This is a genomic window from Janthinobacterium sp. DSP2-3-3 (assembly GCF_049897325.1).
Taxonomy (GTDB): Bacteria; Pseudomonadota; Gammaproteobacteria; order Burkholderiales; family Burkholderiaceae_D; genus Janthinobacterium.
Genome location: NZ_JAFCWA010000008.1, coordinates 90,649 through 115,663, shown reverse-complemented (window position 1 = coordinate 115,663; position 25,015 = coordinate 90,649). Strand labels below are relative to the sequence as shown.

Genomic DNA, 25,015 nt, shown 5'->3' with positions numbered 1-25,015 from the left:
TGAACACTCATCCGGAAAAGAATGATTGATATAATGGCAAGTGCAGCCGTGGCTACGGATGCACATCAGACAGAGCAAGAGCATCACGATTCCTTGCAGGCGCATTTCCAGCCCAATATTTCGGCCGATGAAATCGAGCAAGTTTTTCATTTGAAGCGGGCGCAGCCCTTGCTGCAAGTGTTTACGGCCCTGTTTCATGGCGGTTTCGATGGCGTGCTGGTGCGACTGCTGGTGTTGCGTGAGCTGGCGTCCGATGCGGCCACGTCCGCCTACACGCGCGCCGATATCAACACGAAACTGGCGTATCTGTTGCCGGAAAGCCTGGAAACGGTCTTGCTGCGCTTGCGTTCGAACCAGTTGCTGGCCTGGGATGCGCAGCAGGGCGTGTACCGCGTCACGCCCATGGCGCGCAATGTGCTGTCCGCCATCGACAGCTTGCTGGGCCTGGGCCAGACGGAAGACGAAGCGGAAATGGGCTTCTTGCTGTCGCAAGTGGCGGGTGCGCAAGCCGTCGGTGGCGTGTCGGTTGAGCAACTTCAGCATTTGCTGGGGCGCCTGGTGGACTTGACGGAAGAATTCTCCGACGCCATTGCCTCCGGTTCCGAATTTCGTTTGCGCACGGCGCAAGCGAAGTGGAACATGGCTTGCGACTGGGTCGAGAAGGGTTCCGAGATTCTCGTGGCGATCACCTCCGATGAAAATGCGGACAGCGCCACGCACAAGGCGGCGCAGGCGATCGGCCGCGCGCAAAGTAAATTGCTGAACATGCAGGGCATGTTTTCGCGTGCCCTGAACCAGATCGAGCGCCAGCGCGTGCACCTGGGGCAGTCCGGCCTGTCGACCACCGACATCAAGCGCTGGCTCTTGTTGCATGAAGACCTGGCCAGCCTGGCCGAGGGCGCCATCGATCAGCCCGTCGTGCCCCTGTTCTCCACGCCGGCCGAGATGATCGACGTGGCCGAAACGGAACTGCTGTCCGAACGGGCCGCAGGCGTGACCAACACGGGCTTGCCCAGCGGCGAAGATGCCCCTACCACTATCAGCGACGGACCCGTCATGCAGCTTGAACTCGATGACTTGCTCGAACGCCTGTCGAACTTTGCCAGCCTGGGCAATTTCCCCAGCATCGGCGAAGAAGGGCCGAAGTCGGTGCCGGTGCAGGATTCGTTGCTGCCGGCCAGCTTTGCCGTGGCGTCCTACCGCGCTTCCATGCTGCCGCTGCTGGGCGATGTATCCGAAGCGAGCTTGCAAGGCTCGACGGCCGAACTGGCCCGCTTGCCGATTACCTTTACACCGACCGACGAGATGGTCCAACTGACCGACCCCCACGTGGCGGCCATGTCGATCGCCTCGCTTTCACTGAATGTTTCACTTGATTTAGATAGCGGCACAGCCGATGAATGACGATTCCCAAATCCTGATTGCGCGCCTGCTCACGCATCAAACCCTGCGCCGCGACGATAAGCTCGTCAAGCGTGTGCTGTCCGACGAGCTGTTCCGCGCCGAGATCGATGCGCGCCTGCTGGCCTGCGGCTTGAAATTGCTCGACAACGTGTATGCCGACCATGTGACCCTGGCCCTGACGCGCACCATCGAGCCGAAGATTTTTGGCGCGCGCGATGTGTGGCAAAACAATAATTTCGGTCTGGCGCGCGATGGTGTGGCCTTGCTGGTGGTGCTGTGGGCGCAGATCATCCTGCCCAAGCGCGAACGCCAGGAAACGCACCAGCACGCGGACGATGACCAGAACGATATGTTTGGTACGGAAAAGCCGCTGCCGCGCGCGGAAGACGCGTCGATCGGCATTTCTTACAAGGCGCTGCTGTCGGACTTCGGCGACAAGCTGGGTAAGAAAACGCGCATGGACATGAATTTGGGCACGCTGGCCAAGCTGGGCTTCATCGAGCGGCGCGGCGATTTCATCCTGGAAGGTCCGCTGCTGGACTTGATGATGGATACGGACGTCTTGAAAGAGCGCATCATCAACGGCGCCCTGGCCGACGTCTTCAAGCGCGCGCCGGCACGCCTGGTGGCTGTCAGCGGTGATTCACTGCTCGATGCCGACCTGGCAGACGACTTGTCCGCCGACATCGGCGACTTGCCAGACGCCGGCGACGAGCCCGCGTCCGACCTCCCTCACTGAAAGCACCCATGTTTCATATCAAATCACTTGAACTGGTGCACTGGGATTACTGGCAGCGCATCAAGAATATTCCGCTCGACGCGAAGATCATCACCATCGCGGGGCAGAACGGTTCGGGCAAGACCACCTTGCTGGACGCCTTGCGCACCTTGTTCGGCCTCGATTGTTCGATGGGCCGCACGTATAAACACTATGCGCGCCACTCGGGACAGCAGACGGCTTGGCTGCGCGCCGTGGTCGACAACAAGAACGTGGGCAAGCAGTTGTCGAACCGCCCGTTCCGCAGTTCCGGCTTCTTCAGCGACGATGAAGTGACGCTGTTTTGCCAGATCCAGAAAAATGGCGGCGACTGGAAGCGCCAGTATCTGATGCGTCCTGGCAATGTGCAAATCGAGGACATCACGGATGCCAATGACTGGCTGGGCGTGGAAAACTACCGCAAGCGCCTGGCCAATGCCGGCTTGTCGCCCGCCATGTCGAAAGTGCTGGCGCTGGAGCAGGGCGAGACGGATAAATTGTGCGAATACGCGCCGCGCCAGTTGCTCGACCTGGTATTCCAAGTGTTTGGCGACAAGGAAGTGCTGGACGCCTACGACGAAGCCAAGCGCCACCAGCGCGACACGGAAGTGGAGCTGAAACGTTTCGAGACGGAACTCGAAGCGTCGAAGACCAATCTGGAAGGCTTGCGCCTGCGCGTGGCCAATTACCACCAGTGGGAAGGCTTGCATAAAGAACGCCGCAACCTGCTGGAAGAAGTACTGCCCAGCCTGCAGTACCACGAAGCGCGCGAAAAAGCCGCCATCGCCAGCCGGCAATTGCGCGATGCGCGCAAACCGATGGCGCAGGCGGACCAGCAGTTGACGGATAAACGCAATGCGCTGGCGGCGCAAGCCAAGGCCCTGTCCGACGCGCAGATGAATGAAACCCTGCTGGAGCAGGAGTCCATCGGTCTGCAGAGCCGTTTGTCGCTGATCAATGCCAAACTGAAACCGCTGGACAGCCTGCTGGAACAGAAAGACCGTTTGCACAAGCTGGCAGCGGACTCGGGCAGTGACATCGCCGAAGTGGCGGCCCAGCTGGAACAGAAGGAAGCGGAATTGCTGCGCCAGCGCCAGCAGCGCGACGCCTTGTCGGCGCGCATCGCGGGTGAGCAGGCCACCATTGCTGCGCTGCAAGGCAAGACGGCCATGCCGGAGCCGGACAATGTGCGCGCCATGCGCCGCGCGCTGCGCGACGCGGGCATTGCCCACGCGATGCTGTCGGATATCGTCGAAGTGACGGACAGCCGCTGGCAGGGCGCCGTCGAAGGCGTGCTGGGCGGTTACGCCTCGGTGGTCTTGCTGGACCAGGCCAAGGATGCGTCTAGCGCCTACCGTTTGGCGGAAAAAGAACGCTACCGCCACTTTATCGTGCCGGACTTGGTCACGGCGCCGGTGGCGAAAGACGAGAGCCTGCTGGCCGTGGTGAAATTTTCCGCGCCCGTGCCCAGCTGGCTGATCGAGCAGCTGTCGCGCATCGCCCGCGTCGATTCCGTGGAAGCGGGCTTCAAGCTGGGCAACCATGAAGAGTGGATCACGCCCGAGGCATATCACCGTGAACGCCGCGGCGGCCGATCCCTGTTCGTGGAAGCGTCGCGCTACCGCTTCGGCCAGGCAGGCCGCAGCGGCCGCCTGGAAGCGTTGCTGCGGTCCCTGCCGGGCCTGGAAGGCCAGGAAGATACCTTGACCCTGGCGATTTCGAAGCTGGCGGCCGAAGTGGGCGCGCTGAAGGCGCGCATCGCCGGCGTCGACGCGGCCAAGGAACTCAGTGCGCGTCAGGAAGAATTCGCCGAAGCGCTGCGCAATTCGAAGCCGCTCAAGGAAGAGCGCCTGGAAGTGGGCGGGCGCCTGGGTGAGTTGCAAAACCTCACCAAGAACGCCACCGTGGCGCGCACGCGTGCCGATACGGTGTGGCAAAACGCGCGCCTGGCTTTGTCGGAAGCGGAAGCCGGTTCGCGCCTCGGCTACAAGAAACAAATTGAACAGCGCGCCGAGCATGCACGCGCCTTGCTGGCCTTGCGCCATGCGTGGCGCCACTTGCCGAAAAGCTGGCGCAGGCCAGCAAGGCGCACGGCGCTTGTCGCTGAACACCAGAATGCGCACCAGGTCGACCTGCGCGTGGCCAGCCTGCAAAACAGCCTGGCGCGCGACGACTGGGAACTCGACGCCACCGTCATCGACCAGCATCACCGCCTGTCGGACCAGCTGCATGGCCGCCAGTCGGAAACGGACGAGCGCCGCTACCAGAACAACCGCGCCATCGAAGCGACGGGCAATGCCCGCGGCGCCTATATGGAACGTTTGCGCTATACCATCAAGACTTACAGCAAGAACATCAAAGAGCTGGGTGAACTGGCCGGCATCGAAGTGCATGCCGACCCCGTGCGCCTCGAAAACGACGACGTGCAACTGTCGCAGGCGGGTTTGCACGTGCGCTTCAAGTTCGATGGCAAGGGCGTCATCGGCATGAACGATGGCGAAGCGTCGGGCGGCCAGCAGGTGATGAAGTCGCTGGTGCTGCTGATCGGCTTGCTGAAATCGGAAGACGGTTCCGGCGGCTTCGTCTTCATCGACGAACCGTTTGCCCACCTCGACATCCGCAACATTCAATTGGTCGGCGAGTTCCTGAAAAACACGCAAGCGCAATACCTGATGACGACGCCGTTGACGCATAACACGGATGTCTACGATCCCTCGGAGCTGACTTTGATCACCAGCAAGAAGAAAAAGGATACGCAATGGGCGCAGCCGATTTTCGTGCTGCAGCGCCGGGTCGAGCCCGTGCCGGGCAAGGTGGCGTGATGCGCGTACGCACTTTGCTGGCCGCGACTGCGCTGGCGCTGGCGTGTTCGGCGCCGGCCATGGCCAACGATGGCATCGCTTCCGTCAGCGCCGGCGGCATCCTGTTCGGCAAGACCGACGCCGTGGCCATGAAAAAGGAAGTGCTCAGCGTGAGCACGGACTTGATCAAGGTCGAGTACGAATTTCTCAATGAATCGGCGAAGGATGTGGAAGAGACGATTTTCTTCCCTTTGCCCGAATACGCGGCCGGCTACCATGGCTCGCCCACGTATTATGGCCAGCCGCAGCAGTTTACTGTCGAGGTGGATGGCAAGCGCAAGGATTATCAAACCACTTTCGTTGCCAAGCTCGACACCGAGGACGTGACGGCCCGCTTGCGCCAGCTGGGCCTGTCGGACGCGCAAATTGCTTATTTCCCTTCGCATACGCCGTTCGACAAGAAGGTGGCGCCGCTGACGGCCGCGCAGAGCAAGATCATGATACGCGAAGGCTTGCTGGCCCAGCTGTATGACGAAGAATGGGTGCCGGCCTGGACTGTGAAAGTCATCTACTTGTGGCAGCAGAAATTCCCCACTGGCAAAGTCGTGCGCGTGCGCCATCAATATGCGCCATTCGTCGCGGCCGGCCCCGGAGCTTCTTACTTGGGCGATGGCAATGCATTTGAAAAGAGATACTGCGGCGACAAGGCCTTCTACAAGACGTGGAACCGCCTGGCGGCCAAGCAGGGCGAAAGCGGCTTCGTCAATGCTGTCTGGGTCTCGTACATTTTGACGACGGGCAACACCTGGAAGAATGGCATCGAAGACTTTACCTTGAACCTGATCAAGGGCAAGCCGGACGAGCTGGTCAGCTTGTGCTTCCCCGGCACGTTTACCAAAATCAACCCCACCACCTTGCAAGTCAAGCTGCGCAACTTCCATCCGAAGCAAGACCTGGACGTGTACTTCGGCAATGTCGAGATCAGTGGCGCCCACGATGGCGTGGCGCCGCAGATCCGGCCATAAGCACTTGAACCCGCGCATGAGAACATGAGTGAACAGCAGGCACTGGCGGCGCGCCTGCGCGCCATCGCCGGCGCCACGCCGTGGTGCATGCAGGCCCTGCACGCCGTGGCGCAGCTGGGCTTGCCGGACTGCTGCATCGGCGCCGGCGCCGTGCGCAAGCTCGTGTGGGATGCCTTGCACGGCTACGCGCAACCGTCGGCGCTGGGCGACGTCGACGTGGCGTATTTCGATGCGCACAATTTGCAACCCGGGCGCGAGGTGGAACTGCGCCAGCGCCTGGAAACCTTGCTGCCCGGCGTGCCGTGGGACGTGTGCAACCAGGCCCGGGTGCACCTGTGGTTCGAAGCTGAGTTTGGCTACGCCGTGCCGCCCCTGCGCTCGCTGGACGATGCCATCGCTTCCTGGCCCGAGTTTGCCACGGCCGTCGGCATCTATCTGCAGCCGGATGGAGAGATCGGCATCGTTGCGCCGCATGGTCTCGATGACCTGTTCGCCATGGTGGTGCGGCGCAACCCCGCGCGCATCAGCCTGGACGGCTATGCGCAGCGCCTGGCCAGCAAGGACTATGCGGCGCGCTGGCCGCGCGTCACCATCATCCTAGGCAAGCAATATGTAAAACACAATTAAATGCACTGTGGATACAAATTGCTATAATTGCCAATTATCCAATAGTGTTCTTCTGATCCCATGTCTCTATCGATTTCCCCGCCGCTGCGCCGCCTCGGCCGCCTGTTCTGCCTTTCCTCCGCCCTCGTGGCGCCCGCCGCCTGGGCTGATAGCTATACCGATTTCCAGCAAGCCAGCGGCCAGCTCGAAGCGCTGATGGCCAAGGCAACGCCACAAAGCGGCTTGCCGCGCCTGCCGGACCCTGCCGTGGCGCAGCTGTTTGCCCACATCGCCGACGGCCCGCGCCTGTTCCAGGCGCCTGTCGCCGCGCTGCAAGACGTGGACCAGAGCGTGGCCGTCTGCGAAAAGGCCATGCGTTTGGGAAAAACATACTATGTGTTTGGCCTTGAATGGCCCTTGCCGCTGTCCGGCGCCGAGCTGCAGCAGGCGCGCAAGGAACAAGTGACGCAGAACCTGGCCAATTATGGCGATGAAATGAGTACCTTGTTTGCTTTCAGCATGCACTGCCATGGCCATTTGATTGGGCTGATGGAGCAGGAATTCAGCGCCCAGCCGGCGGATGCCGTGAGCGGCCCCGAGCGTCTGCGTGCACGCGCTTTCAGCAAGAATGCGGCCGTTGTCTACACTGGTGTAGTGCAGTTCGTGCAAGTACCGTTCTGGAACGTGGCGCAAAAGAAACGGATGCTGGAAGCGGCCGCGCAGCACGCCACGGCGAATGCCAATTTGATGGAGCCGCCCTTGCGCGAGCGCCTGCTGACCAGTCTGGCCGGCGCGGACAAGGATATCGATCCCGTCCTGGCGCCGGCGCTGGCGACGATACGCCAGGCGCTGGCGGTGACGAGCTGTGAAGGTCTGTGCCAGTACTACTGACGGGATGATTTACTCGGGCGTTTGCAGTGGCTTGTTGCGCTGGCGCCAGCGCAGCAAGCCCCAGGCGTAGATGGCGTAGTAGCCGATGACCAGGCCGTAGGCGGCCATGGTCAGCGGGCTCTGGCCGAACGGTGGCGGCGGCACGGGCACGTCCAGGCGCGTGTTCAGGTAGATTTCCATGCCGCGGTACAGCAAGCGGGCGATGAACAGCATCGTGATGGCCAGGCCCAGGTAGCGGTGTTGGGTAAAGAAGAAATCCTTGCCGACTTGTTCGAAGCGGGTCAGTTTCAAGCCCAGCACGCCCAGCCAGCCACCGGCCAGCGCAGCCGCACCCAGGCAGGACAGGGGCAGGACGTCGAATTTCGTCGTCGTTGCCAGGAACAGCAGCAGCGCGGGCAAGGCGATCGCCACGCTCCAGTGCCGCCACGGCTGCGATTTCTGGCGCGCCACCAGTTTCTTCAGGCGCGAATAAATGCGCCAGACCAGCAGTGGGACCAGGAACAGCAGGGCGAGGGTGGTGGTTTCCATGTAGGCATTCGGGTACGGGTAAAACAGCGATTGTAAGCGAGATGAGGGCGGGCGGCGATGCTTGTTAAACGGTAAAAGTTGCTTGTTGACATATACTTGGCATGAACGCACTATGCTTTGTCACAAAGTGCCGCCACGAGCGGCGCGGTGCGCTCGCTGCTTGTCGCCACTTCCCTATACTGGAGTTTCATGTCTACTCGTTTGCCTTTGCTGCCCATCACTGTCGGCCTGATGGCCTCGTCCTCCCTGGCCATGGCGCAAGATGGCGGCTATCAAATGCCACCGGCGCCCCTGCAAGCCATCGTCGATGCGCCGCGCGCACCGACCCTGAGCCTGAGCCCGAAACGCAATCTGGCCGCCGTGCTGCCCACGCCATCCCTGCCCGGCATCAGCGAAGTGGCACAGCCGGAACTGAAGCTGGCCGGCTTGCGCATCAATCCGCGCACGTATGCGGCCAGCCGCTTCAGTTTCCACACGGGGCTGGGATTGCTCGACATCGATACGCAGAAGGAGATCAAGGTCAGCGGCTTGCCTGCCTCGCCCCGCATCGCCGACCTGGCCTGGTCGCCCGACCAGCGCTACCTGGCGTTTACGCACATCGCCTATGCCGATCCCGCCAGGGGCGTGAAGGAGTCCGGCGTGCAATTGTGGCTGCTCGACGTGCAGACGAAAGCGGCGCGCAAGCTGGCCAGCGCGCCCCTGTCGGCCGTGTATGGCCGTGGCTTTTCCTGGATGCCCGACAGCAAGACTTTGCTGGTGCAGCTGAAGCCGGCCAAGCTGGGCGCGGCGCCTGTGACCAGTGGCATCCCGACCGGCCCGTCCATCCAGGACAGCGTGCCGGGTGGCGGCGTCAAGCAATTGCGCACCTATCCCGACCTGCTGAAAAACGAACCGGATGCGCAACTGTTCGAACACTACATTACCGTGCAGCTGGCCTTGCTGGACGTTGCGGGCAAGCAGCGCCTGGTGGGCCAGCCCGGCCAGTTCTCGCGCGTGTCGGCTTCGCCCGATGGCAAGCATCTGCTGACAACCAGCATCGTGCGTCCGTATTCTTATATCGTGCCGGCGCATGACTTCGGCCACCAGATCGACGTGCGCGACCTGAATGGCAAGGTGCTGCATGCGGTGGCGGCCCTGCCGCTGGAAGAAGGGCTGCCGCCAGGCAATGATGCCGTGTCCGCCGGCGTGCGCTCCGTCAGCTGGCGCGTCGATGCGCCCGCCACCCTGGTGTGGGCCGAAGCGCAGGATGGCGGCGACCCGGCCAGGGTGGCCGAGATCCGCGACATCGTCTACACGCAGGCGGCGCCGTTTTCGGCCAAGCCAACCGTGCTGGCCAGGCTCGGTTCGCGCTATGCGGGCGTGGCCTGGGGCCGCGGCGACCTGGCCCTGCTCAGCGAGGCGTGGTACAAGACGCGCGCCGTCAAGCAATGGAAAATAGCCCCGGATCAGCCGGCCACGCCGGCCGACCTCGTGTATGCGGGTTCCTTCGAAGACCGCTACAACGATCCGGGCCAGCCCGTCATGCGCGCTGATGCAGCCGGCTTGCCGCGCTTGCTTATCGCCGCCGATGGCTCCATCCTGCTCGACGGCCAGGGCGCCTCGAAGGAAGGCGACCGCCCCTTCATCGACCGCCTGAACCTGGCGACGAAACACAAGGAACGCCTGTTCCAGAGCGCCGCACCCTACTATGAAAACGTGGTGGCCGTGCTGGACGAGGACGGCAGCCGTCTGCTGTCGACGCGCGAATCGCCGACCGAGCAGCCGAACTACTATGTGCGCAACCTCAAGCAGCAGGGCGCAGCGCAATTGACGGCCCTCACGCATTTCCCCCACCCGCTGCCGCAATTGAAGGACGTGCAGAAAGAGTTGATCCGCTACCAGCGCGCCGATGGCGTGGACTTGACGGCCACCCTGATGCTGCCACCCAACTATGACGCCAAGCGCGACGGCCCGCTGCCGACCCTGATGTGGGCTTACCCGCAGGAATTCAAGACGGCCAGCGCCGCCAGCCAGACCACTGGTTCGCCGTATAAATTCAATGCCGTCAGCTACTGGGGGCCGGCCGCCTTCCTGTCCATGGGCTATGCCGTGCTCGACAACCCATCCTTCCCCATCGTGGGAGCCGGCGAGCAGGAGCCAAACGATACCTATCTGCCGCAACTGGTGGCCGATGCCGAGGCGGCCGTCGACGAAGTGGTGCGCCGTGGCGTGTCCGACCGCAACCGCATCGCCATCGGCGGCCATTCGTATGGCGCCTTCATGACAGGCAATTTGCTGGCGCACACGCGCTTGTTCCGTGCCGGCATCGCCCGCAGCGGCGCCTACAACCGCACCCTGACGCCGTTCGGCTTCCAGTCGGAAGAGCGTTCGTTCTGGCAAGCGCCGACCGTCTACCAGGCCATGTCGCCATTTAACTATGCGGACAAGATCAAGGATGCGCTGCTGATGATCCACGGCGAGCAGGACAACAACTCGGGCACCTTCCCCATCCAGAGCGAGCGCATGTTCCAGGCCGTCAAGGGACTGGGCGGCACGGCCCGCCTAGTGATGCTGCCGAACGAGAGCCACGGCTACCGCGCGCGCGAATCAATCATGCAGATGCTGTATGAAAGCAACAACTGGCTGGAAAAATATGTGAAGAACGCCCCGCCGCCGGTAGCGGATGTTAAGCCGGCCGGCAAATAAGGGCAGCGGCGCGCATCTCGTGGTATGGTCTTCCTTTGTCTGCAGGGAGGCCAGCCATGCCCGTCATCCATGTCCACCGCGCGCCCGACCCGGCGCCTGTCGATGAACCCATGCCGGCGCCGGAGCCGCAAGAAGCCCCCGGGCGCCATCCTGGGCCCGTGCATCCGGTGCCGCAGGACGATCCGGTGCCGCACCCGCATCCCAGTTAATCTCGTCAAGAAAGGCTGTTTTAGATGGCAATTGTCAAGGAAGTCTACACACGCAAAGTCAGCGGAGAATCGTTCGACTATGAACTCGATTACACCCAGGGCGCGGACGTGGCTTGGATTGCGCGCGTGTCTCACGACGGCGTGCTGAAAGGCTCGCCGCACGGCGCGCTGACGGCCAACGTGCTGTCCGGCCCCGCGCTGGAGCAATATTTGCGCGCTTACGTCGAAGGCATGATCGAGCGGGGCCTCGACGTGGCCGAGTAAGCTGTTTGCTGCAGAGTAAAGCAAAGGGCGCCGAGGCGCCCTTTGCTGTTTCTGGTGGTGGTGTCGGATTACGCGGCTACGCCGCTAATCCAAGCTACGCTCAATCTAGTCAAACGCCCAGGTGTACAACACGTCGAGCGCATTGTTGGTGCCCGTCTGGAATTGCAGGGTGATGCGGCGATTCAGTTTGTAGCGCAGCTTGACCAGGCTGGTCGCCGTGCTGGTGCCTTGCTCGAACGTCAGGTAGGCGCGCGAGGACAGGCGCTTGCCGACGGTGACAACGGTGCTTTCCAGCCCTTGCGCCTGCGACAGGCCCACTTCATCGAGACCCAGCGAACTGGCCAGCTTGCCTTGCAAGCCGCCACCGGAGCCGCCGAAGAGGGCGCCTGCGGCTGTCGTCAGCAGGGCCATTTCATCGCCGGCCGCCGTTTCCGCGCCATGGCCGAGGATCAGCCAGGCCAGCTTGTCGCTGTCCGACACGCTCGGCGTGGAGACCAGCTTGGCTGTCGGCGCCTGGGCCGTGCCGCGCACTTCCACGCCCGCTTCCACGTTCGTTTCCGACAAGGCTTCGCCTTCGGGGCGCTTGCGCACGGCGAGGATGTTCAGGGATGGGTTGTCGTAGGCGCCCGTGAAGGCGATCAGGCCCCGCTCGATGGCCAGCTTCTGTCCATACGCCGCATACAGGCCGTTGACGACCCGGATGCTGCCCGTCACGCGCGGCGCGGCGCGGTTGATGACGCGCGCGCGCACATTGCCCGCCAGGTCGGCGTCGAGTCCCATGCCGCGCAGGTGGAAGGCATTGCCCAGATCGAACTCGAGGTCGATATTCAGAGGGAGCGAAGGCGCTTCCTTGCTGCCCTTGACTTCCTTGCCCAGCACCACCACGTCGCTGCTTTGCGTCGGCGTGTCCTGCGGCGCCAGTTCGATCAGCGCGCGGTTGGCCTTGAACTTGCCCTCGAAGCTGAAGCGCTTGTCGTTGCGCACCAGGGTGCTGTTGCCCGACAGGATCAATGTACGGTCGGGGCGCGACAGCGCCTGCAGGCGGTCGGCCAGCAGTTTCAGTTCCAGGCTCGCTTCGCCATTCGCAAAGCGCACCCAGCCATCTGCCTGTACCTTGCCATCGCCGCCGTCAAAGCTCAGGCGCTGCAGTTGCAATTGATCGCCGGCCAGCTTGGCTTGCAGCACGCCATTGCGCAATTTCAAGCCCTGGTCGGCCCAGTTCACCAGCAGCTTGCTGCCGTTGATGTCGCCATTCAATTGCGGTGCGCCGATGGTGCCGCTGCCGGACAGGGCCACCTTCAAGGCGCCGCCCAGTTCCAGGCCTGGCTGGCCCGTCAGCGGCGCCAGCCAGGCCAGCGAATCGATGCTGGTAGTGCCTGTCAGGGAGAGGGCGCTGTCGTTGCTGATGCGTCCGCCCAGCATTTGCACGGTGGCGTTGATGTCGCTCTGGCCCGCGCGCGCGCCATCGAGTTTCACGGCCAGGCGCAGTTGCTGGTTGGCCACGTCGATGCGCGCATCGAGGGTGCGCAAGCCCAGCGCCAGCGGCTGTTCCACGCCTACTGTCACGTCGCCTTTTTCGCGGTAGATGTGCAGCATGCCGGCCAAAGACGGGTCTTTCTGCTTGGCCGTCGGCACCTGCATGTCGAGCGACCATTGCGCGCCCAGGGTCAGGTCGCTGCGCGCATTCGCCTGCAGTGCGGGGATCACTTGCGCCAGATAGGTCAGTGCCACGCCGGCCGCCTGGCCGGAACTGGTCCAGCGGGGGCCGTTCTTGACCAGGCTTTGCATGGTGATGCTGCCTGCTGGTAATTTGATGACGGTGTTGCCCACGCTGATTTGTTCAGGCTGGCCCAGGCCCGCCACGCCGCTGCCGGCAGGACCCGCCACCTTGACGGGCACGGGCGCTTGCAGCACCAGGGCATAGCGTCCCTTGTTTTGCAGGCCGTCGATGGTGCCCGTCCAGCTGGCGCCGTTCTGGCTGCCCCGGATTTGCACGGTGGCATCGAAATCGTCGTTGCGCGCCGCCAGGTTCACCGTATGGCTGCCGCGCGTGCCCGTCGTCCCCAGGCGGGCGCTGGCCAGCTTGAAGGTGGGCGTGCTGTAGCCCGTGATGTCCAGGCTGCTGACCATGGGGTCGAGCGCGCCCTGGCCGGCGCCCACGCTGGCGCTGCCTTTCACGGCTTTCAATTGCTGGTCGCCAAAGAAGGTCAGGTCACGGCCATCGAGGCTCAGCTGGGCGGCGGGCGCATCCATCTTGCCCGAGACGGAGCCGGAGGCATGCAGCACGCCGGCAAAGCGGGGACCGAGCGTCGACAGTTGCGGCGCATCGAGTTTCCACGTCAGCTTGTCGGTGGCGCCGCCCAGCGCGCCCTTGGCCAGCAGGCTGTTCGGTCCCAGGCGCAGTTCCGCATCGACGCTGTCGACCCGTTTCGCGTTGGCCGACAGCTTGGCGTATCCAGCCAGCGGCGCGTTTTGCAGGGTCGATTCGCGCAAGGCCAGATTGAGGGCTACTTGCCAGTCGCCGCTCAAGCGGCCGCTGCCGGTGAAATCCGCATTCACGTTGCCGTTGGGCAGTGATGCGCCAAACGCGGCCGGGTTGATCTTTTGCAAGGACCCCGTCATTTTCAATTCCGCTTCCTTCTTCGGCCCCGTTAAGCCCACGTCGCCGCTGGCGTGGATGGCGCTGTCAGGCGCGGGGCGCTTGCCGCTGGTGAGGCCCAATCCCTTTGCATCGGCAACAAACGTCGTGCGCGGCTGCTGCAGGGTGCCCTGCACCACGCCGCTGGCTTGCACGGCGCCCAGCAAGTCGCCCTGCAGGGCCGAAAGCTGGCGCGCATCGATATTCCAGTTGAGTTTTTCGCCGGCGCCGCCAAAGTTTCCCTTGGCCGTCACGTTGTTCTTGCCCAACGCTAATTGCACGTCGATGTCGCTGAAGTGGGCGGCATCGGCCGTCAGCTTGCCCTTGCCCGACAACGGCTGGTCAAGCAGCTTGCTGGGGCGTACGGTGAAGTCCGCATTCGCCAGCCACTTGGGTGCCACGTGGCCGTTGGCGCGCACGTCCACGTTCAGGTCGGCCACGGGGAAGGCGCCGAAGTCGGCGGGATTGAGGCGGCTGGCGTTCGCCACGGCTTTGAATGGTTGCTCGTCTTGCAGGCTGATCTGGCCCGTCGCGTTGACGCTGCTTTTGCCTGCTTGCAAGGTTGCCTTGCGCAGCTGCACCAGGGAATCGGCCAGGGTGGCTTCCACGTTCAGGCGCAGATTGGCTTCACCCAGCTTGGCGCGCAGGGTTTGCGTCTTGCCGTCGCTGTCGAGCACGATGTCGCCCACGATCTTGGTGCTGTTGATGCTGCTGTAGATATGTTGCAAGTCGATCTTGTCGGTGTGCAAGGTCAGCTGCGCATTGCCGATGGGAGCATCGACGGCGTCGCGGTTGAGCTTGCCGCTACCCGTGAATTTGCCCGCGTTGCCGAAATCGATGATGGCCGATTCCAGCGTTGTGGCCGTCAGGGTGCCGCCCAGGCGCGCCTCGAACTGGCGCAGCGGCAGCTTTTGCTGATCGATGGGGCCGGGTGTGGCGTGGTTGAGGATGGCCAGCTTGCCCGACACCGTTTGCGCGTTGGGGCGCGTGTCGATGGCGGCATCGAGTTCCAGACTCAGGTCCGCCTGCGGCAAGGTGGCGTCGAACTTGCCCGGATTGATGTTGCGCCCGCGAATGCTGGCCGAGCGCAGGATGATGACGGGGTCGAACGGCGCCAGCGCCAACTGGGCGTCGGCCGTGGCTGCGCCCGCGTTGCCCTTGGCCGTCACGTTCAGCACATTCAGGTCGCCGCCCAGCCGTAGCGCCAGGGCGGCCGGTTTTTCACCTGCGGCAGCATGGAGCTGCGTCAAGCCCGCCTTGCCGCTGAGTTTGAACGGCTGCGTGGCTGCAATCGTCGCGCTGGCCGTGGCCTGGCCGAACGGCGTCAGCGCCGAGGCGTCTTCCAGCTGCCATTGCGTCTTGTCGCCCGACAAGGTGAAATGGATCTTTTCAAATACCGTATTGCCGCCCGCGCTGACCAAGGTCACCTTGTCCAGGCGCGCGTCGCTGATGCCGATTTTAAAAGGCGGGGCCAGGCTGGCAGGCATGATCGACGGCTCCTCGGAGGGTGCCGTGCTTTCCACGGACAGGCTGGCCACATGCAGTTCGCTGATGGCGATGCCTTCCGAGAAAAACTGGAACGGCGACCAGTTGATGTCGATATTGTCGGCCGTGATGTGCTGCGTCTTGCTGCGGTAGCTGACATGGCCCAGGTGCATGCGCTTGTACAGCGAGCCGGACACGCCCGTGACGGCGATCTCGCCGCCGCTGGCGCTGGCCACTTTTTGCACCAGCATCTGCAAGGTCGATTCGCGGCCCAGGAACCAGAAGGCGGCGCCCAGCAGCACGGCCAGGCTGGTGACGGCGATCAGCACATAGCGGGGCCAGCGGCGCGGTTTTTTCGCCGGAGGTGGAGGGGCGGCGTTATGGGACTCGGTAGTCATATCGGACATCAGAAAGTGAATCCCAGAGAGAAGTGCAAACGGTATTTGTGGACGGCATGGCCATACGCCACGTCGACATTGATGGGGCCGACGGGGCTCTTGTAGCGCCCGCCCAGGCCATAGCCCGATTTCGGCGTCATGGCCGCTTTTACCGTGTCGGCCGCGTTACCGGCGTCATAGAAGGCGGCGATCGCCCATTTCGGCTTGAACCAGTACTGGTATTCGGCGCTGCCGGTGAGCATGTAGCGCCCGCCGGTGGTGGCATCGCCTTCCTTCACGCCCAGTTCCTGGTAGCCATAGCCGCGCACCGACTGGTCGCCGCCCGCGCGGAACAGGTAGACGGCCGGCACGCCGCGTTTTTCCTTCGAACCGAGCGCGCCCATTTCACCGCGCACGATCAGTTCGCCTTTTTCGCCCAGCGGTCGGTAATACACGGCCTTGCTGGCCACGCGCACGAAGCGCTCGTCCGTCAGCACGGGCAGCAGGGCGCCGCCCACCTGGGCATTGATGACATAGCCCTTGGTGGGGAACAGCAGGCTGTCGAGGCTGCGCTTGGTGATGGCATAGGTCAGGGGCAAGCTCTTGCTGCGTGTCTGTTCCATGCCCACGATGGTCTTGTCTTCGCTGAGAAACTCGAACGTCAGGCTGCGCTCGAGGTTGGTACCGCCCCAGTTGCGCTTGGCCGAGATGGTGGTGACGGCCGTGATTTCGTTGGAAATGTCGCTGCGCTCGAACGAGGCGCCCGCGCTGTCGTTGTAGCCGCGCTCGGTGGTGGGGAAATAGAAGTTGGCGTGCGCCGCCTGTTTCTTCGTTTCCATGGTGATCGCGCTCTTGAAGCGCGTGCCCCACACATTCAGGTTGTCATAGTTGAGCTGGGCGCGATTCCCCGTATTCGTACTGAAACCGAGACCGGCGCTGACGTTCTGCTGCTTGTTTTCCGTCACGCGCACGACCAGCGGCAGCAGCGGCGCGGGGCCGCGATTGGCCGGCTTGGCTTCGGCGCCGGCGGCATCGGCTTGCTGGCTTTCCTGGCCTGCCTCGATCTGCTCGCCCAAGATGCTGCTCATGTCGGCGCTCACTTCCACGCTGGCAAAGTAGCCCGTGTCCTGCAGGCGCGCCTGCAGCGATTGCAGCGCCGATTCGCTGTAATAGTCGCCCGGGCGTATCTTGTCGAGGTTGCGGATGATGCTGGCATCGTAGCGTTTCAAGCCTTCGATGCGCAGTTCGCCGAAGCGCAGCTCGGGGCCGCTGTCGAGCACCACCAGCAAGGACACCTTGTGCGTTTCCGGGTCGACCACGGCTTGCGTATCGACCAGCTGGGCGCGCGGATAGCGCGTCTGCACCACTTCGCGCAGCAGCGCGCGCTTGGCTGATTCCCAGTCGGACTGGCGAAACACGCTGCCCGTCTTCAGCGGCCAGCTGCGCTTGAGCGCTTCCGTATCATACTGTTCGGAAGCGGCCAAGGGTGGCGTGGGATCGAAGCCGCGCAATTCCAGCTCGACCTTCTCGATGGTCACCGGTGCGCCCGGATCGACGTCGACGATGACGACGGGTTTGGCGCCCGTCGTATCGACGCGCACAGTGACGACGGGCGTATAGTAGCCGGCCGTCGCGACGAGGTTTTTGGCTTGCTCAGGCGTATCACGCACGAGGCGCTGCAATTGCTCGCGGTCCATGCGCGGGTTGCCGCGGAAGCGTTCCAGGTCCAGGTTTTTTTCGAGCAACTCATCGAGGTCGCCGGGCGCGTTGACCTTGACCTCGTACTGCAGCGGCGCGGGCGCCGCCTCCGTGGCGGGGTTGTCGCCGGGCGAGCTTTGCGTGTTCTCTTGCGTGCTCACTTGCGTGCCCTCTTGCGCGCGGGCTTGGGCGAGCGGGCATATCAAGATGACACTGCCGGCGGCCGCCAGTGTCAGTTGACCCATTGCTTTTGTCACTACTTGTGCCAAAATTCGTGGTCGTATCGCCTTGCCGGCAACTGTATGCCGTATGGGTCGTGCAGAAAACATGGTGCTCCAGATGAGTAAATGCTGACTGCATGTTACCGGAATAGGTAAACTGATGGCGGACGAATAAGTATTTTTTGCATGGGGAATCTCGTTTCCCCGCGCACTATTGCAACAGATAAAAACATGGAAAGAAAATTTATGCTAGCAACGGACTCCGCACTGGTGCTCTTTAGCGGTGGACAAGATTCCACCACCTGCCTGGCCTGGGCCCTCAAGCACTATAGCCGCGTGGAAACCATCGGCTTTGACTATGGACAGCGCCATGCCATCGAATTGACTGTGCGTCCCGGCGTGCTCGAGCAGATACGCCAGCAGTCGCCCGAGTGGGACAGCCGCCTGGGCCAGGATCACATGATAGACCTGTCTGTGATTTCCGCCATTTCCGATACGGCCATGACACAGAATGTCGAGATCGTCATGCAGGAAAACGGCTTGCCGAACACCTTCGTGCCTGGGCGCAACTTGCTGTTCATGACAGTGGCCGCCACCGTGGCGTACCGCCGCGGCCTGACGGTGCTGGTCGGCGGCATGTGCGAGACGGATTTTTCCGGCTACCCGGATTGCCGCGACGACACGATGAAGGCCCTGCAAGTGGCCCTGAACCTGGGCATGAACACGCGGTTGAAACTGGAAACGCCGCTGATGTGGCTGGACAAGGCGCAAAGCTGGGACCTGGCGGAAGACCTGGGCGGCCAGCCGCTGGTCGACCTGATCCGCAGCGGCACCCACACCTGTTATCTGGGCGAGCGGGGCGAGCTGCACGACTGGGGCTATGGCTGCGGCACCTGCCCCGCCTGTGCCCTGCGCGCGAACGGCTACCAGCAATACGCGGCGCGCAAGGCAGCCAAGTAAGCCGGGCTGCCAAATAAAGGTTGCGCCGTTTCTTCAAGCGGCGCCGCAGGGTTGCGGGCCATGCTGTGGTTTTTGCCACAGGAGCGCCTTGCCATGAAATCCCTCTTTGCCGCGTTGTACGGCCCCGTCTTCTGGGCTGGCTTCATCGGCGCCGCCAGCTCGCTGGTGGCGCTTCGCCAGCATTCCCTCTGGGTCTTGCCGCCGCTGTTGCTGCTGGCCCTGTTCACGTCCTTTCTTGCCGAACGTTATCTGCCGTATGACGCTGCCTGGAACCATGGACACGGCGATGGCTGGCGCGACAGCCTGCACGCGCTCGTCAACGAGGCGCTGTACTTGCTGGGTCTGGCTGCATTTCCCCTGCTGGCTGGCCATCTGGCGCTGGGACCGTTGTGGCCAGTCCAGTTGCCGTTCTGGGGGCAGTTGCTGTTGGCGATCCTCATCGCCGACTGCGGCATCACGCTCGTGCATTACCTGAGCCACCGTGCTTACTTTCTGTGGAAGCTGCACGCCGTGCACCACAGCGTGCAGCGCCTGTACGGTTTTAATGGCTGGATGAAACATCCCTTGCACTTGCTGCTAGAAGCGGCGGGCGGCATGCTGCCCTTGTTGCTGCTGGGTATCCCGGAGCCTGTCATGGCCGTGCTGGCGTTTGCCGTGGCGATCCAGCTATTGCTGCAGCACGCGAATGTCGACATGCGCATGGGGCCGCTGCGCCACGTGTTTGCCTGGGCGCCTCTGCACCGTTTCCACCACATGAAATACGGCACGGCCGGCGACGTGAATTTCGGCCTGTTTTTTACCTGCTGGGACCGCTTGCTGGGCACGGCCTTCGATGCCCCCGGCTACCGCCTGCGGGGCGAGGACCTGGGCATCGGCAGCCGTCCCAACTATCCGGTGGCCTACCTGCCGCAGTTGATCGAGCCGTTCCGCGCGGAAGAGGGCGTGCGCGCGCCCGAGCTGCCGGCGGGCTTGCGCCACGGGTCTTAGGCGACAAGTCAACCGATCAGTTTGACGTTGAGCTGGCGCAAGCTGCGGTCGGCGCGCACGCCGAACAGGCTGCGCATGGTGCGCGAAAAATGCGCGGCATCGGCAAAACCGGCGCCGTGGGCCGCCTCCGTCAGGGTGCTGCCGAGCAAAATACAACGGATGGCCAGGCGCAAGCGGCGCCACAGCACGAGGCGCCGCACAGGCAAACCCAGCTGGGCGTTGAACAGGCGTTCCAGCTGGCTCAGCGACAAATGCGCCGCCTCGGCTACGGCGGCCGCGCTGACCTTGCCGGACAGCAGCGCATCGACCTGGTCCAGCGCGCGCTGCACGCGTGCGTCGGCCAGGATTTCGCGCGGCTGTGCCTGCAGCGCGGCGGCCAGGCTGTCCAGGCTGGCCGCGCCTGCGCTGCCGGCGGCTGCCAGCAAGGCCCGCCCGCCCAGGCGCTGCGGTTCCGCATAGATGGTCAGCATGGGGGCCGGTGCCGCCAGGATGGCGTGCGGGCGCAGGCTCTCGACCAGCAAGTGCTGCGCGGTGTGGACGATGCCGTCGAGCTCTGCCGTGAAGGGCCCGCCTGTGCTCAGCATCAGTTGGTGCGCATAATGGGCGTGGCTGTCCGTGGCGCCCACTGCGCCATGCAGGATGGCAAAGTCCGGCGCCAGCCATAGTGTTCCCTGCCAGCTATTCTGCTGCAAACGCGACTCCTTGATGATGGATTGCGGGGCGATCATACCAGCCGGTGGAGATGGTTTTCACGGCATCGAATTTTCCTGGAGTACGCATCATTGCATTGACGAAATATGTGATTTTTTTAATACAATATTCAGCATTGCAAGGGCGCCCGCTGTAACGTACTATCGTTTTCATCGACTACCGATGGTAATCGTGCAGTCCGCTGCCAGCCATGTTGCTGGTCGTGTAGCGGTTTGATGTCCATCCTGCTTATTAGCCTGTCATGCCTACACGCACGTCCTCGTCGTGGTTTGCTCGGTCAGTGTCGCACTGGGTGGGGCCGCGCGTGCTGGCCGCGCTGGTGTTGGCGTTGTGCCTGGGACTGACGTATGGCGCCTGGCGCAATGCCCACGACGCCAGCGAACAGCAGGTGCAGGCCGATTTTGACTTCCGCGTGCGCCAACTGGTCAACAACATCGTCGTTCGCATGCAGACTTACATCCAGGTGCTGCACGGCGTGCAGGGACTGTATGCCAGTTCGCAGGGCGTCACGCGCAGCGAATTCCATGCCTATCTGGCGGTGCAGCAGGTGGATCGGCACTTCCCCGGCATCCACGGCATCGGTTACCTGCCGCTGTTGCCCGGTGCCGCCCTGGCGCGCCACGAAGCGAGCGTGCGCGCGGAAGGCTATCCCGGCTATGCCGTGCGTCCGCCGGGCCAGCGCGCCTGGCATGCGCCCATCACTTATCTGGAACCTTTAAGCGAAAGCAACCTGCTGGCGTTCGGCTATGACATCGGGTCCGAACCCGTGCGCCGCGCCGCGCTCGAACAGGCGCGCGATACGGGCCAGGCCGCCATGACGGGCAAGATCCACCTGGTGCAAGATGGTGGCAGCGCCCAGACGCATGGCTTTCTGGTCGTGCTGCCCGTATATGACAGTGGCTTGCCGCATGCCAGCGTGGAGCAGCGGCGCGCCGCCTTGCGCGCCTGGGTGTTTGCGCCATTCCGCATGGGTGACCTGATGGCGGGCGTGGGCGGCGAGGGGGCGCGCCAGTTGGACTTGAAAATCTATGATGGCGCACAACTGTCCGAGGCGGCCCTGATGTATGACCGCTTGCCGGGCGCGCAGTCGTCTGCCGCCTCGGACAGTCTGCTGTCGCAGCAGGCGATCAGCATCGCCGGCCATGCCTGGACCTTGCGCGTGCGCACCATGCCCGGTTTCGATGGCGAACTGCTGGCGCGGCCCCGCCTGGTGGCCTTGACCGGCTTGTTGGCCAGCATCGTGCTGGCGCTGGCGGCCTGGCTGCTGGCTGCGGGTCGCGCCCGCGCCCAGGCGGCGCTGGCGCGCTCGAGCGAGCTGACCGGCCAGCTGGAGCGGGGCCAGGCGAGCGTGCTGGCGATGGCCGAGGCAGCGCAGCGCAGCCAGGCCATGCTGCGCAGCATCCTCGATTCGACCATTGACGGCATTTTGGTCGATAACATCAATGGCCGCATCTTCACCTCGAACCGGCGCTTCCGCGACCTGTGGCAAGTGCCCGATGCGCTCGACTGGCAAGCCGATGGCGCGGTGTTGGTGCGCCATGTGGAAAGCCAGCTGTGGCAGGCGGCGCCTTTCCTTGGAGCACGCGCTCACGCGCCGCACGGCCACCGCGAACGGCGCGATGTGCTGCACCTGCGCGATGGACGGGTGGTCGAACAATATGTGCGCAGCATGCAGCTAGGCAACGAACAGGCGCGCTTGTGGACCTTCCGCGATATCAGCGAGCGTAGCCAGATGGAACGGCGCGAGCACACGCGGCGCCAGGTGCTGGAAATGCTGGCCACGGGCGCGCCGCTGGAACGCGTGCTGGAAAGCGTGGTGCTGAGCGTGCAAGCCGACCATCCCGCCATGCTGTGCAGCATCTTGCTGCTCGATGAAAACCGCCATCGCCTGGTGCTGGGCGCGGCGCCGAGCTTGCCCGCGTTCTTTAACCTGTCCAGCCATGGCCATGACCTCGACACCCTGCAGGGCGTGCATGGCATCGCCTCGCAAGCCCTGCGCGACGGCCAGCGCGTGATTGTGGGCGACTTGCATGCCGCTGCCAATGTGCAAGAGACGATGGAGCTGGCGTGGCGAGCCCAGCTGCAATCGTGCTGGGCCGAGCCCGTGCGTGGCGGCTCGGGCAAGCTGCTTGGCGTCCTGACGGCGTATCACCGCCAGCCCACCTTGCCGGGCGCGGCGCATCTGGCGCGGCTGAGCGAGGCGGCGCACCTGGCCGGCATGGCCATCGAACAGGCGCAGGTGGCATTGGCCCTGCGCGCCGGCGAAGCGCGTTTCCGCAGCCTGTACGACCATGCGCCGGTGGCCCTGTGGGAGCAGGATTGGTCGGCCGTGCGCGCCGCGCTCGACGCACTCGGGCAAGCGGGCGTGCGCGACCTGGGCGCCTACTTTCATGCCAATCCGGACGCGCTGCGGCGGCTGGCGGAGCTGGTGCGCATCATCGATGCGAACGGTGCCGCACTGGCGCAGGTGCGTGCCAACGAGGACGACCAGCGCCGCGGCGCGCTGAGCCTGGCACAGAATTTTGATGACAGCGCCTTGCCCCGTTTCGGCGATGCGCTGCTGGCGCTGGCTGGCGGCGCCCACCTGTACGAGTGCGAGAGCAGCTTCGTGCGTCTCGATGGTGCGGCGCGCCAAAATGAATTGAGCTTGCTGGTGATGCCCGGCCATGCGGACAGCCTGGACTTTGTCATGGTGTCTTCGCTCGATATCACCGAGCGCAAGCGCATGAATGCGGAATTGCTGCAGCTGGCCACCACCGATTTTTTGACTGGCTTGCCGAACCGGCGCCACTTCATGGCGGCGCTGGAAAACGAGCATGCACGGCTGCAGCGCGAACTGGCCAGCTGCGCCAGCGTGCTGATGCTCGACATCGATCACTTCAAGCGCGTCAACGACGAGTATGGCCACGCGGTGGGTGATACCGTGCTGCGCCACCTGGGCGCGCTGATGTGCCAGGCGCTGCGCAAGGTCGACGTGCCGGGCCGCGTGGGCGGCGAAGAATTTGCCATCTTGCTGCCCGGCACCGACCTGGCGGCGGCGGCCGTGTTTGCCGAACGGCTGCGCCGGCGTGTGGCGGAAAGTTCGCTGACCACCGATGGCGGCATCTTGATCACCATCACGGTGAGCATCGGCATGGCCGCCATGGCCGGTACCGATGCCGATTCCGACGCCGTGCTGGCACGCGCCGACGAGGCGCTGTACCGGGCCAAGCGGGGCGGGCGCAACCGCATCGAACAGAATGACGGCGGCAGCGACGGCGTGCTCAGCAAGTTCATGGCGCAGTGATTACAGGCTGTGCTGACGCGTTTGCGCTTGCTTGCGATTGCGGCTGACGATCAGCCAGACGATGGCGACGGGAATCAGCAGCGGCAGCAGCACGGGCGTGCTCAGCGCCAGCGCCAACACCACGCACAAGGCCACCACGGCGATCAGCACCACGCCCACGCCGGCCAGTACGACGCCTGTGACAACGGCGGCGCACACCAGCGCAATGGCGGCGATCAGCAAGCCGCCGCCGGCAAACACCAGGCCGAACAGCCACTCCAGCGGCCCATCGATATCGTCGCCGTGGAACTGCATGTGCATGTCGCTGCCGCCGATCTTGTCGAGGAACAGGCAGGCAAGCATGACGATGAGGACGAAGGTGAGTAATTTTTTCATGATGGGCCTCTGAGGATGGGTGACTGGATATTGCATGGTCACACTGTAGCGGCGCGCGGCTGGCGCTGCCAGCGGCGTGCGACAGGCGGTCAATATCACGGTATGGAAGGCGCTGGCGGGCAGAAAACGCTGATGTAGAACAAGATTTCTTTTCTTGTAATGTACGCAAGCCGTCCTATACTGAACACCTCAGTCTCGCAAGGAGGGCAACATGCTTTTGTTTGCAGATACAGGGGATCAATCGCTATCCCCTTCTGGTCATCACATCACGCGCCAGCGTAGCGCCCCGCAGTCCTGCGCCGAACCCGTCGGCGCGCCATCGGCGATACCGCCGATCATCATCAATCCCTTTAATTACCATGCGCCACTGCCAGCCATCGACCCGCGCTGGGTACCGCCCGGACCTCCGCTGACCTGGCCCAACCGGCCTGCCATGTCCATGTGCTGATCGCTGCCGCGGCGGCAGGCTGGCTCGTGCTGTGTGACGTGCCGTCGCGCTTGCGGCAAGGCGGCACGGGAGGGCGTTTTCGACTATCATGCTAGCCCCGACCTTCCATCACGAGCACCGCCATGAGTACCGATTTCCCCGATTTTTCCGACGCAGCAGCCGAGCAAGACAATGACGCCCCGATCCAGGAGCCGCGCCTGTGGGTAGGCAATGGCTGGACGGCGCGCGTGATCAAGAACGAGGAAGATGAAGGCTGGGCCGTGGCCATGATCAAGGATGGCGAACCGGAGCCGGCGCTGGTGGGTCCGTGGACCATGGGCCGCGACAAGAAAAACCCGAAGCCGCTCGACGTCAACGCGTTTAACACGCTGGTGAAGACGGCCTCGGAAGTGCTGCGCCGCCACGAGCAGCAACTGCATGCGCAGTTGCACAAGAACTTGTTTGTCGCCACCGACGAGGGACAAGTCAAGGTGATGTTTGACATCGTGCCCGACGAAGACCACCCGTACGCGGAACTGAGCGCCTATGACGCCGATGGCGAGCAGATCGCCAAGGTGCGCACCTCGGCCGCCTTCAAGTTCAACGCCACGTCCGCAGCGAATTGGATCGAAGGCGGCTACCGCAAGCCGGGCTAGCAAAATCTACTGCGCGGCACGCTT

General features: G+C 63.6%; 19 protein-coding genes. 14 read left to right on the top strand and 5 right to left on the bottom strand.

Features of this window, described 5'->3' with window-relative positions; genetic code table 11:
- Window positions 1-33 precede the first annotated feature (33 nt).
- Genes ACP7DE_RS17185 through ACP7DE_RS17160 form a run of 6 tightly spaced genes read left to right on the top strand, consistent with a single transcriptional unit; the run spans window position 34 to window position 7,484 of the window.
- Window positions 34-1,404 (top strand): hypothetical protein, encoded by a 1,371-nt coding sequence (locus ACP7DE_RS17185; protein WP_426073248.1) that lies wholly within the window; start codon window positions 34-36, stop codon window positions 1,402-1,404.
- Window positions 1,397-2,143: a hypothetical protein gene (locus tag ACP7DE_RS17180; protein WP_070257725.1), complete on the top strand. Its 747-nt coding sequence runs from the start codon at window positions 1,397-1,399 to the stop codon at window positions 2,141-2,143. Before ACP7DE_RS17185 ends, ACP7DE_RS17180 begins: the two co-directional genes overlap by 8 nt.
- Window positions 2,144-2,151: 8 nt before the next feature.
- Window positions 2,152-4,983, top strand: coding sequence for an ATP-binding protein (locus ACP7DE_RS17175; protein ID WP_426073247.1), 2,832 nt, complete (start codon window positions 2,152-2,154; stop codon window positions 4,981-4,983).
- The gene (locus ACP7DE_RS17170) at window positions 4,983-5,987 is read left to right on the top strand and encodes a DUF4424 family protein (protein WP_426073246.1); all 1,005 of its coding nucleotides are present in this window, start codon (window positions 4,983-4,985) and stop codon (window positions 5,985-5,987) included. Before ACP7DE_RS17175 ends, ACP7DE_RS17170 begins: the two co-directional genes overlap by 1 nt.
- A gap of 24 nt (window positions 5,988-6,011) precedes the next feature.
- Window positions 6,012-6,614, top strand: coding sequence for a nucleotidyltransferase family protein (locus tag ACP7DE_RS17165; protein ID WP_426073245.1), 603 nt, complete (start codon window positions 6,012-6,014; stop codon window positions 6,612-6,614).
- Between the two features lie 60 nt (window positions 6,615-6,674).
- Window positions 6,675-7,484 carry a hypothetical protein gene (locus ACP7DE_RS17160; RefSeq protein WP_426073244.1) on the top strand — a complete coding sequence of 270 codons (810 nt, stop codon included), beginning with the start codon at window positions 6,675-6,677 and terminating at the stop codon, window positions 7,482-7,484.
- A 9-nt stretch (window positions 7,485-7,493) separates the two neighbouring features.
- Here ACP7DE_RS17160 and ACP7DE_RS17155 read toward each other — a convergent pair whose 3' ends face one another.
- Window positions 7,494-8,012, bottom strand: coding sequence for a hypothetical protein (locus tag ACP7DE_RS17155; protein ID WP_426073243.1), 519 nt, complete (start codon window positions 8,010-8,012; stop codon window positions 7,494-7,496).
- Window positions 8,013-8,201: 189 nt separating this feature from the next.
- Here ACP7DE_RS17155 and ACP7DE_RS17150 point away from each other — a divergent pair, with 189 nt between their 5' ends.
- Genes ACP7DE_RS17150 through ACP7DE_RS17140 form a run of 3 tightly spaced genes read left to right on the top strand, consistent with a single transcriptional unit; the run spans window position 8,202 to window position 11,170 of the window.
- Window positions 8,202-10,697 carry a prolyl oligopeptidase family serine peptidase gene (locus ACP7DE_RS17150; protein WP_426073241.1) on the top strand — a complete coding sequence of 832 codons (2,496 nt, stop codon included), beginning with the start codon at window positions 8,202-8,204 and terminating at the stop codon, window positions 10,695-10,697.
- Between the two features lie 56 nt (window positions 10,698-10,753).
- Window positions 10,754-10,906, top strand: coding sequence for a hypothetical protein (locus ACP7DE_RS17145; protein ID WP_426073240.1), 153 nt, complete (start codon window positions 10,754-10,756; stop codon window positions 10,904-10,906).
- Window positions 10,907-10,930: 24 nt separating this feature from the next.
- Complete coding sequence (locus ACP7DE_RS17140) at window positions 10,931-11,170, top strand: hypothetical protein (RefSeq protein WP_426073239.1); 240 nt, start codon at window positions 10,931-10,933, stop codon at window positions 11,168-11,170.
- A 105-nt stretch (window positions 11,171-11,275) separates the two neighbouring features.
- Here the strand turns inward: ACP7DE_RS17140 and ACP7DE_RS17135 are convergent, their stop codons facing one another.
- Window positions 11,276-15,691: a translocation/assembly module TamB domain-containing protein gene (locus ACP7DE_RS17135; protein ID WP_426073238.1), complete on the bottom strand. Its 4,416-nt coding sequence runs from the start codon at window positions 15,689-15,691 to the stop codon at window positions 11,276-11,278.
- An 8-nt stretch (window positions 15,692-15,699) separates the two neighbouring features.
- Window positions 15,700-17,613 (bottom strand): autotransporter assembly complex protein TamA, encoded by a 1,914-nt coding sequence (locus ACP7DE_RS17130; RefSeq protein ID WP_426073237.1) that lies wholly within the window; start codon window positions 17,611-17,613, stop codon window positions 15,700-15,702.
- Between the two features lie 222 nt (window positions 17,614-17,835).
- Here ACP7DE_RS17130 and queC point away from each other — a divergent pair, with 222 nt between their 5' ends.
- Both queC and ACP7DE_RS17120 read left to right on the top strand, forming a co-directional pair.
- Window positions 17,836-18,549, top strand: a complete 714-nt coding sequence (gene queC / locus ACP7DE_RS17125) for a 7-cyano-7-deazaguanine synthase QueC (protein WP_426073236.1) — start codon at window positions 17,836-17,838, stop codon at window positions 18,547-18,549.
- A gap of 93 nt (window positions 18,550-18,642) precedes the next feature.
- On the top strand, window positions 18,643-19,536 hold the full coding sequence (locus ACP7DE_RS17120; RefSeq protein WP_426073235.1) for a sterol desaturase family protein: 894 nt from the start codon (window positions 18,643-18,645) through the stop codon (window positions 19,534-19,536).
- 8 nt (window positions 19,537-19,544) lie between these two features.
- Here the strand turns inward: ACP7DE_RS17120 and ACP7DE_RS17115 are convergent, their stop codons facing one another.
- Entirely contained in the window at window positions 19,545-20,264 is a 720-nt protein-coding gene (locus ACP7DE_RS17115; RefSeq protein ID WP_426073234.1) for a helix-turn-helix domain-containing protein, read from the bottom strand.
- A gap of 224 nt (window positions 20,265-20,488) precedes the next feature.
- Between ACP7DE_RS17115 and ACP7DE_RS17110 the strand changes: the two genes are divergently transcribed.
- Window positions 20,489-23,533, top strand: coding sequence for a sensor domain-containing diguanylate cyclase (locus ACP7DE_RS17110; RefSeq protein ID WP_426073233.1), 3,045 nt, complete (start codon window positions 20,489-20,491; stop codon window positions 23,531-23,533).
- Here ACP7DE_RS17110 and ACP7DE_RS17105 read toward each other — a convergent pair whose 3' ends face one another.
- Window positions 23,534-23,908: a hypothetical protein gene (locus ACP7DE_RS17105; RefSeq protein ID WP_426073232.1), complete on the bottom strand. Its 375-nt coding sequence runs from the start codon at window positions 23,906-23,908 to the stop codon at window positions 23,534-23,536.
- 211 nt (window positions 23,909-24,119) lie between these two features.
- Between ACP7DE_RS17105 and ACP7DE_RS17100 the strand changes: the two genes are divergently transcribed.
- Together ACP7DE_RS17100 and ACP7DE_RS17095 are read left to right on the top strand one after the other, a co-directional pair.
- Complete coding sequence (locus ACP7DE_RS17100) at window positions 24,120-24,356, top strand: hypothetical protein (protein WP_426073231.1); 237 nt, start codon at window positions 24,120-24,122, stop codon at window positions 24,354-24,356.
- A 122-nt stretch (window positions 24,357-24,478) separates the two neighbouring features.
- Window positions 24,479-24,991 (top strand): hypothetical protein, encoded by a 513-nt coding sequence (locus ACP7DE_RS17095; RefSeq protein ID WP_426073230.1) that lies wholly within the window; start codon window positions 24,479-24,481, stop codon window positions 24,989-24,991.
- The last annotated feature ends 24 nt before the right edge of the window (window positions 24,992-25,015 follow it).

What these genes read in the sequence shown, in the direction of transcription:
- ACP7DE_RS17140 (WP_426073239.1), top strand. Translation starts at nt 10,931, where the DNA reads ATGGCAATTGTCAAGGAAGTCTACACACGCAAAGTCAGCGGAGAATCG.
- ACP7DE_RS17175 (WP_426073247.1), top strand. Translation starts at nt 2,152, where the DNA reads ATGTTTCATATCAAATCACTTGAACTGGTGCACTGGGATTACTGGCAG.
- ACP7DE_RS17145 (WP_426073240.1), top strand. Translation starts at nt 10,754, where the DNA reads ATGCCCGTCATCCATGTCCACCGCGCGCCCGACCCGGCGCCTGTCGAT.
- queC (WP_426073236.1), top strand. Translation starts at nt 17,836, where the DNA reads ATGCTAGCAACGGACTCCGCACTGGTGCTCTTTAGCGGTGGACAAGAT.
- ACP7DE_RS17100 (WP_426073231.1), top strand. Translation starts at nt 24,120, where the DNA reads ATGCTTTTGTTTGCAGATACAGGGGATCAATCGCTATCCCCTTCTGGT.
- ACP7DE_RS17110 (WP_426073233.1), top strand. Translation starts at nt 20,489, where the DNA reads ATGCCTACACGCACGTCCTCGTCGTGGTTTGCTCGGTCAGTGTCGCAC.
- ACP7DE_RS17105 (WP_426073232.1), bottom strand. Translation starts at nt 23,908, where the DNA reads ATGAAAAAATTACTCACCTTCGTCCTCATCGTCATGCTTGCCTGCCTG.
- ACP7DE_RS17180 (WP_070257725.1), top strand. Translation starts at nt 1,397, where the DNA reads ATGAATGACGATTCCCAAATCCTGATTGCGCGCCTGCTCACGCATCAA.
- ACP7DE_RS17185 (WP_426073248.1), top strand. Translation starts at nt 34, where the DNA reads ATGGCAAGTGCAGCCGTGGCTACGGATGCACATCAGACAGAGCAAGAG.
- ACP7DE_RS17095 (WP_426073230.1), top strand. Translation starts at nt 24,479, where the DNA reads ATGAGTACCGATTTCCCCGATTTTTCCGACGCAGCAGCCGAGCAAGAC.
- ACP7DE_RS17130 (WP_426073237.1), bottom strand. Translation starts at nt 17,613, where the DNA reads ATGGGTCAACTGACACTGGCGGCCGCCGGCAGTGTCATCTTGATATGC.
- ACP7DE_RS17160 (WP_426073244.1), top strand. Translation starts at nt 6,675, where the DNA reads ATGTCTCTATCGATTTCCCCGCCGCTGCGCCGCCTCGGCCGCCTGTTC.
- ACP7DE_RS17120 (WP_426073235.1), top strand. Translation starts at nt 18,643, where the DNA reads ATGAAATCCCTCTTTGCCGCGTTGTACGGCCCCGTCTTCTGGGCTGGC.
- ACP7DE_RS17115 (WP_426073234.1), bottom strand. Translation starts at nt 20,264, where the DNA reads ATGATCGCCCCGCAATCCATCATCAAGGAGTCGCGTTTGCAGCAGAAT.
- ACP7DE_RS17150 (WP_426073241.1), top strand. Translation starts at nt 8,202, where the DNA reads ATGTCTACTCGTTTGCCTTTGCTGCCCATCACTGTCGGCCTGATGGCC.
- ACP7DE_RS17155 (WP_426073243.1), bottom strand. Translation starts at nt 8,012, where the DNA reads ATGGAAACCACCACCCTCGCCCTGCTGTTCCTGGTCCCACTGCTGGTC.
- ACP7DE_RS17170 (WP_426073246.1), top strand. Translation starts at nt 4,983, where the DNA reads ATGCGCGTACGCACTTTGCTGGCCGCGACTGCGCTGGCGCTGGCGTGT.
- ACP7DE_RS17165 (WP_426073245.1), top strand. Translation starts at nt 6,012, where the DNA reads ATGAGTGAACAGCAGGCACTGGCGGCGCGCCTGCGCGCCATCGCCGGC.
- ACP7DE_RS17135 (WP_426073238.1), bottom strand. Translation starts at nt 15,691, where the DNA reads ATGACTACCGAGTCCCATAACGCCGCCCCTCCACCTCCGGCGAAAAAA.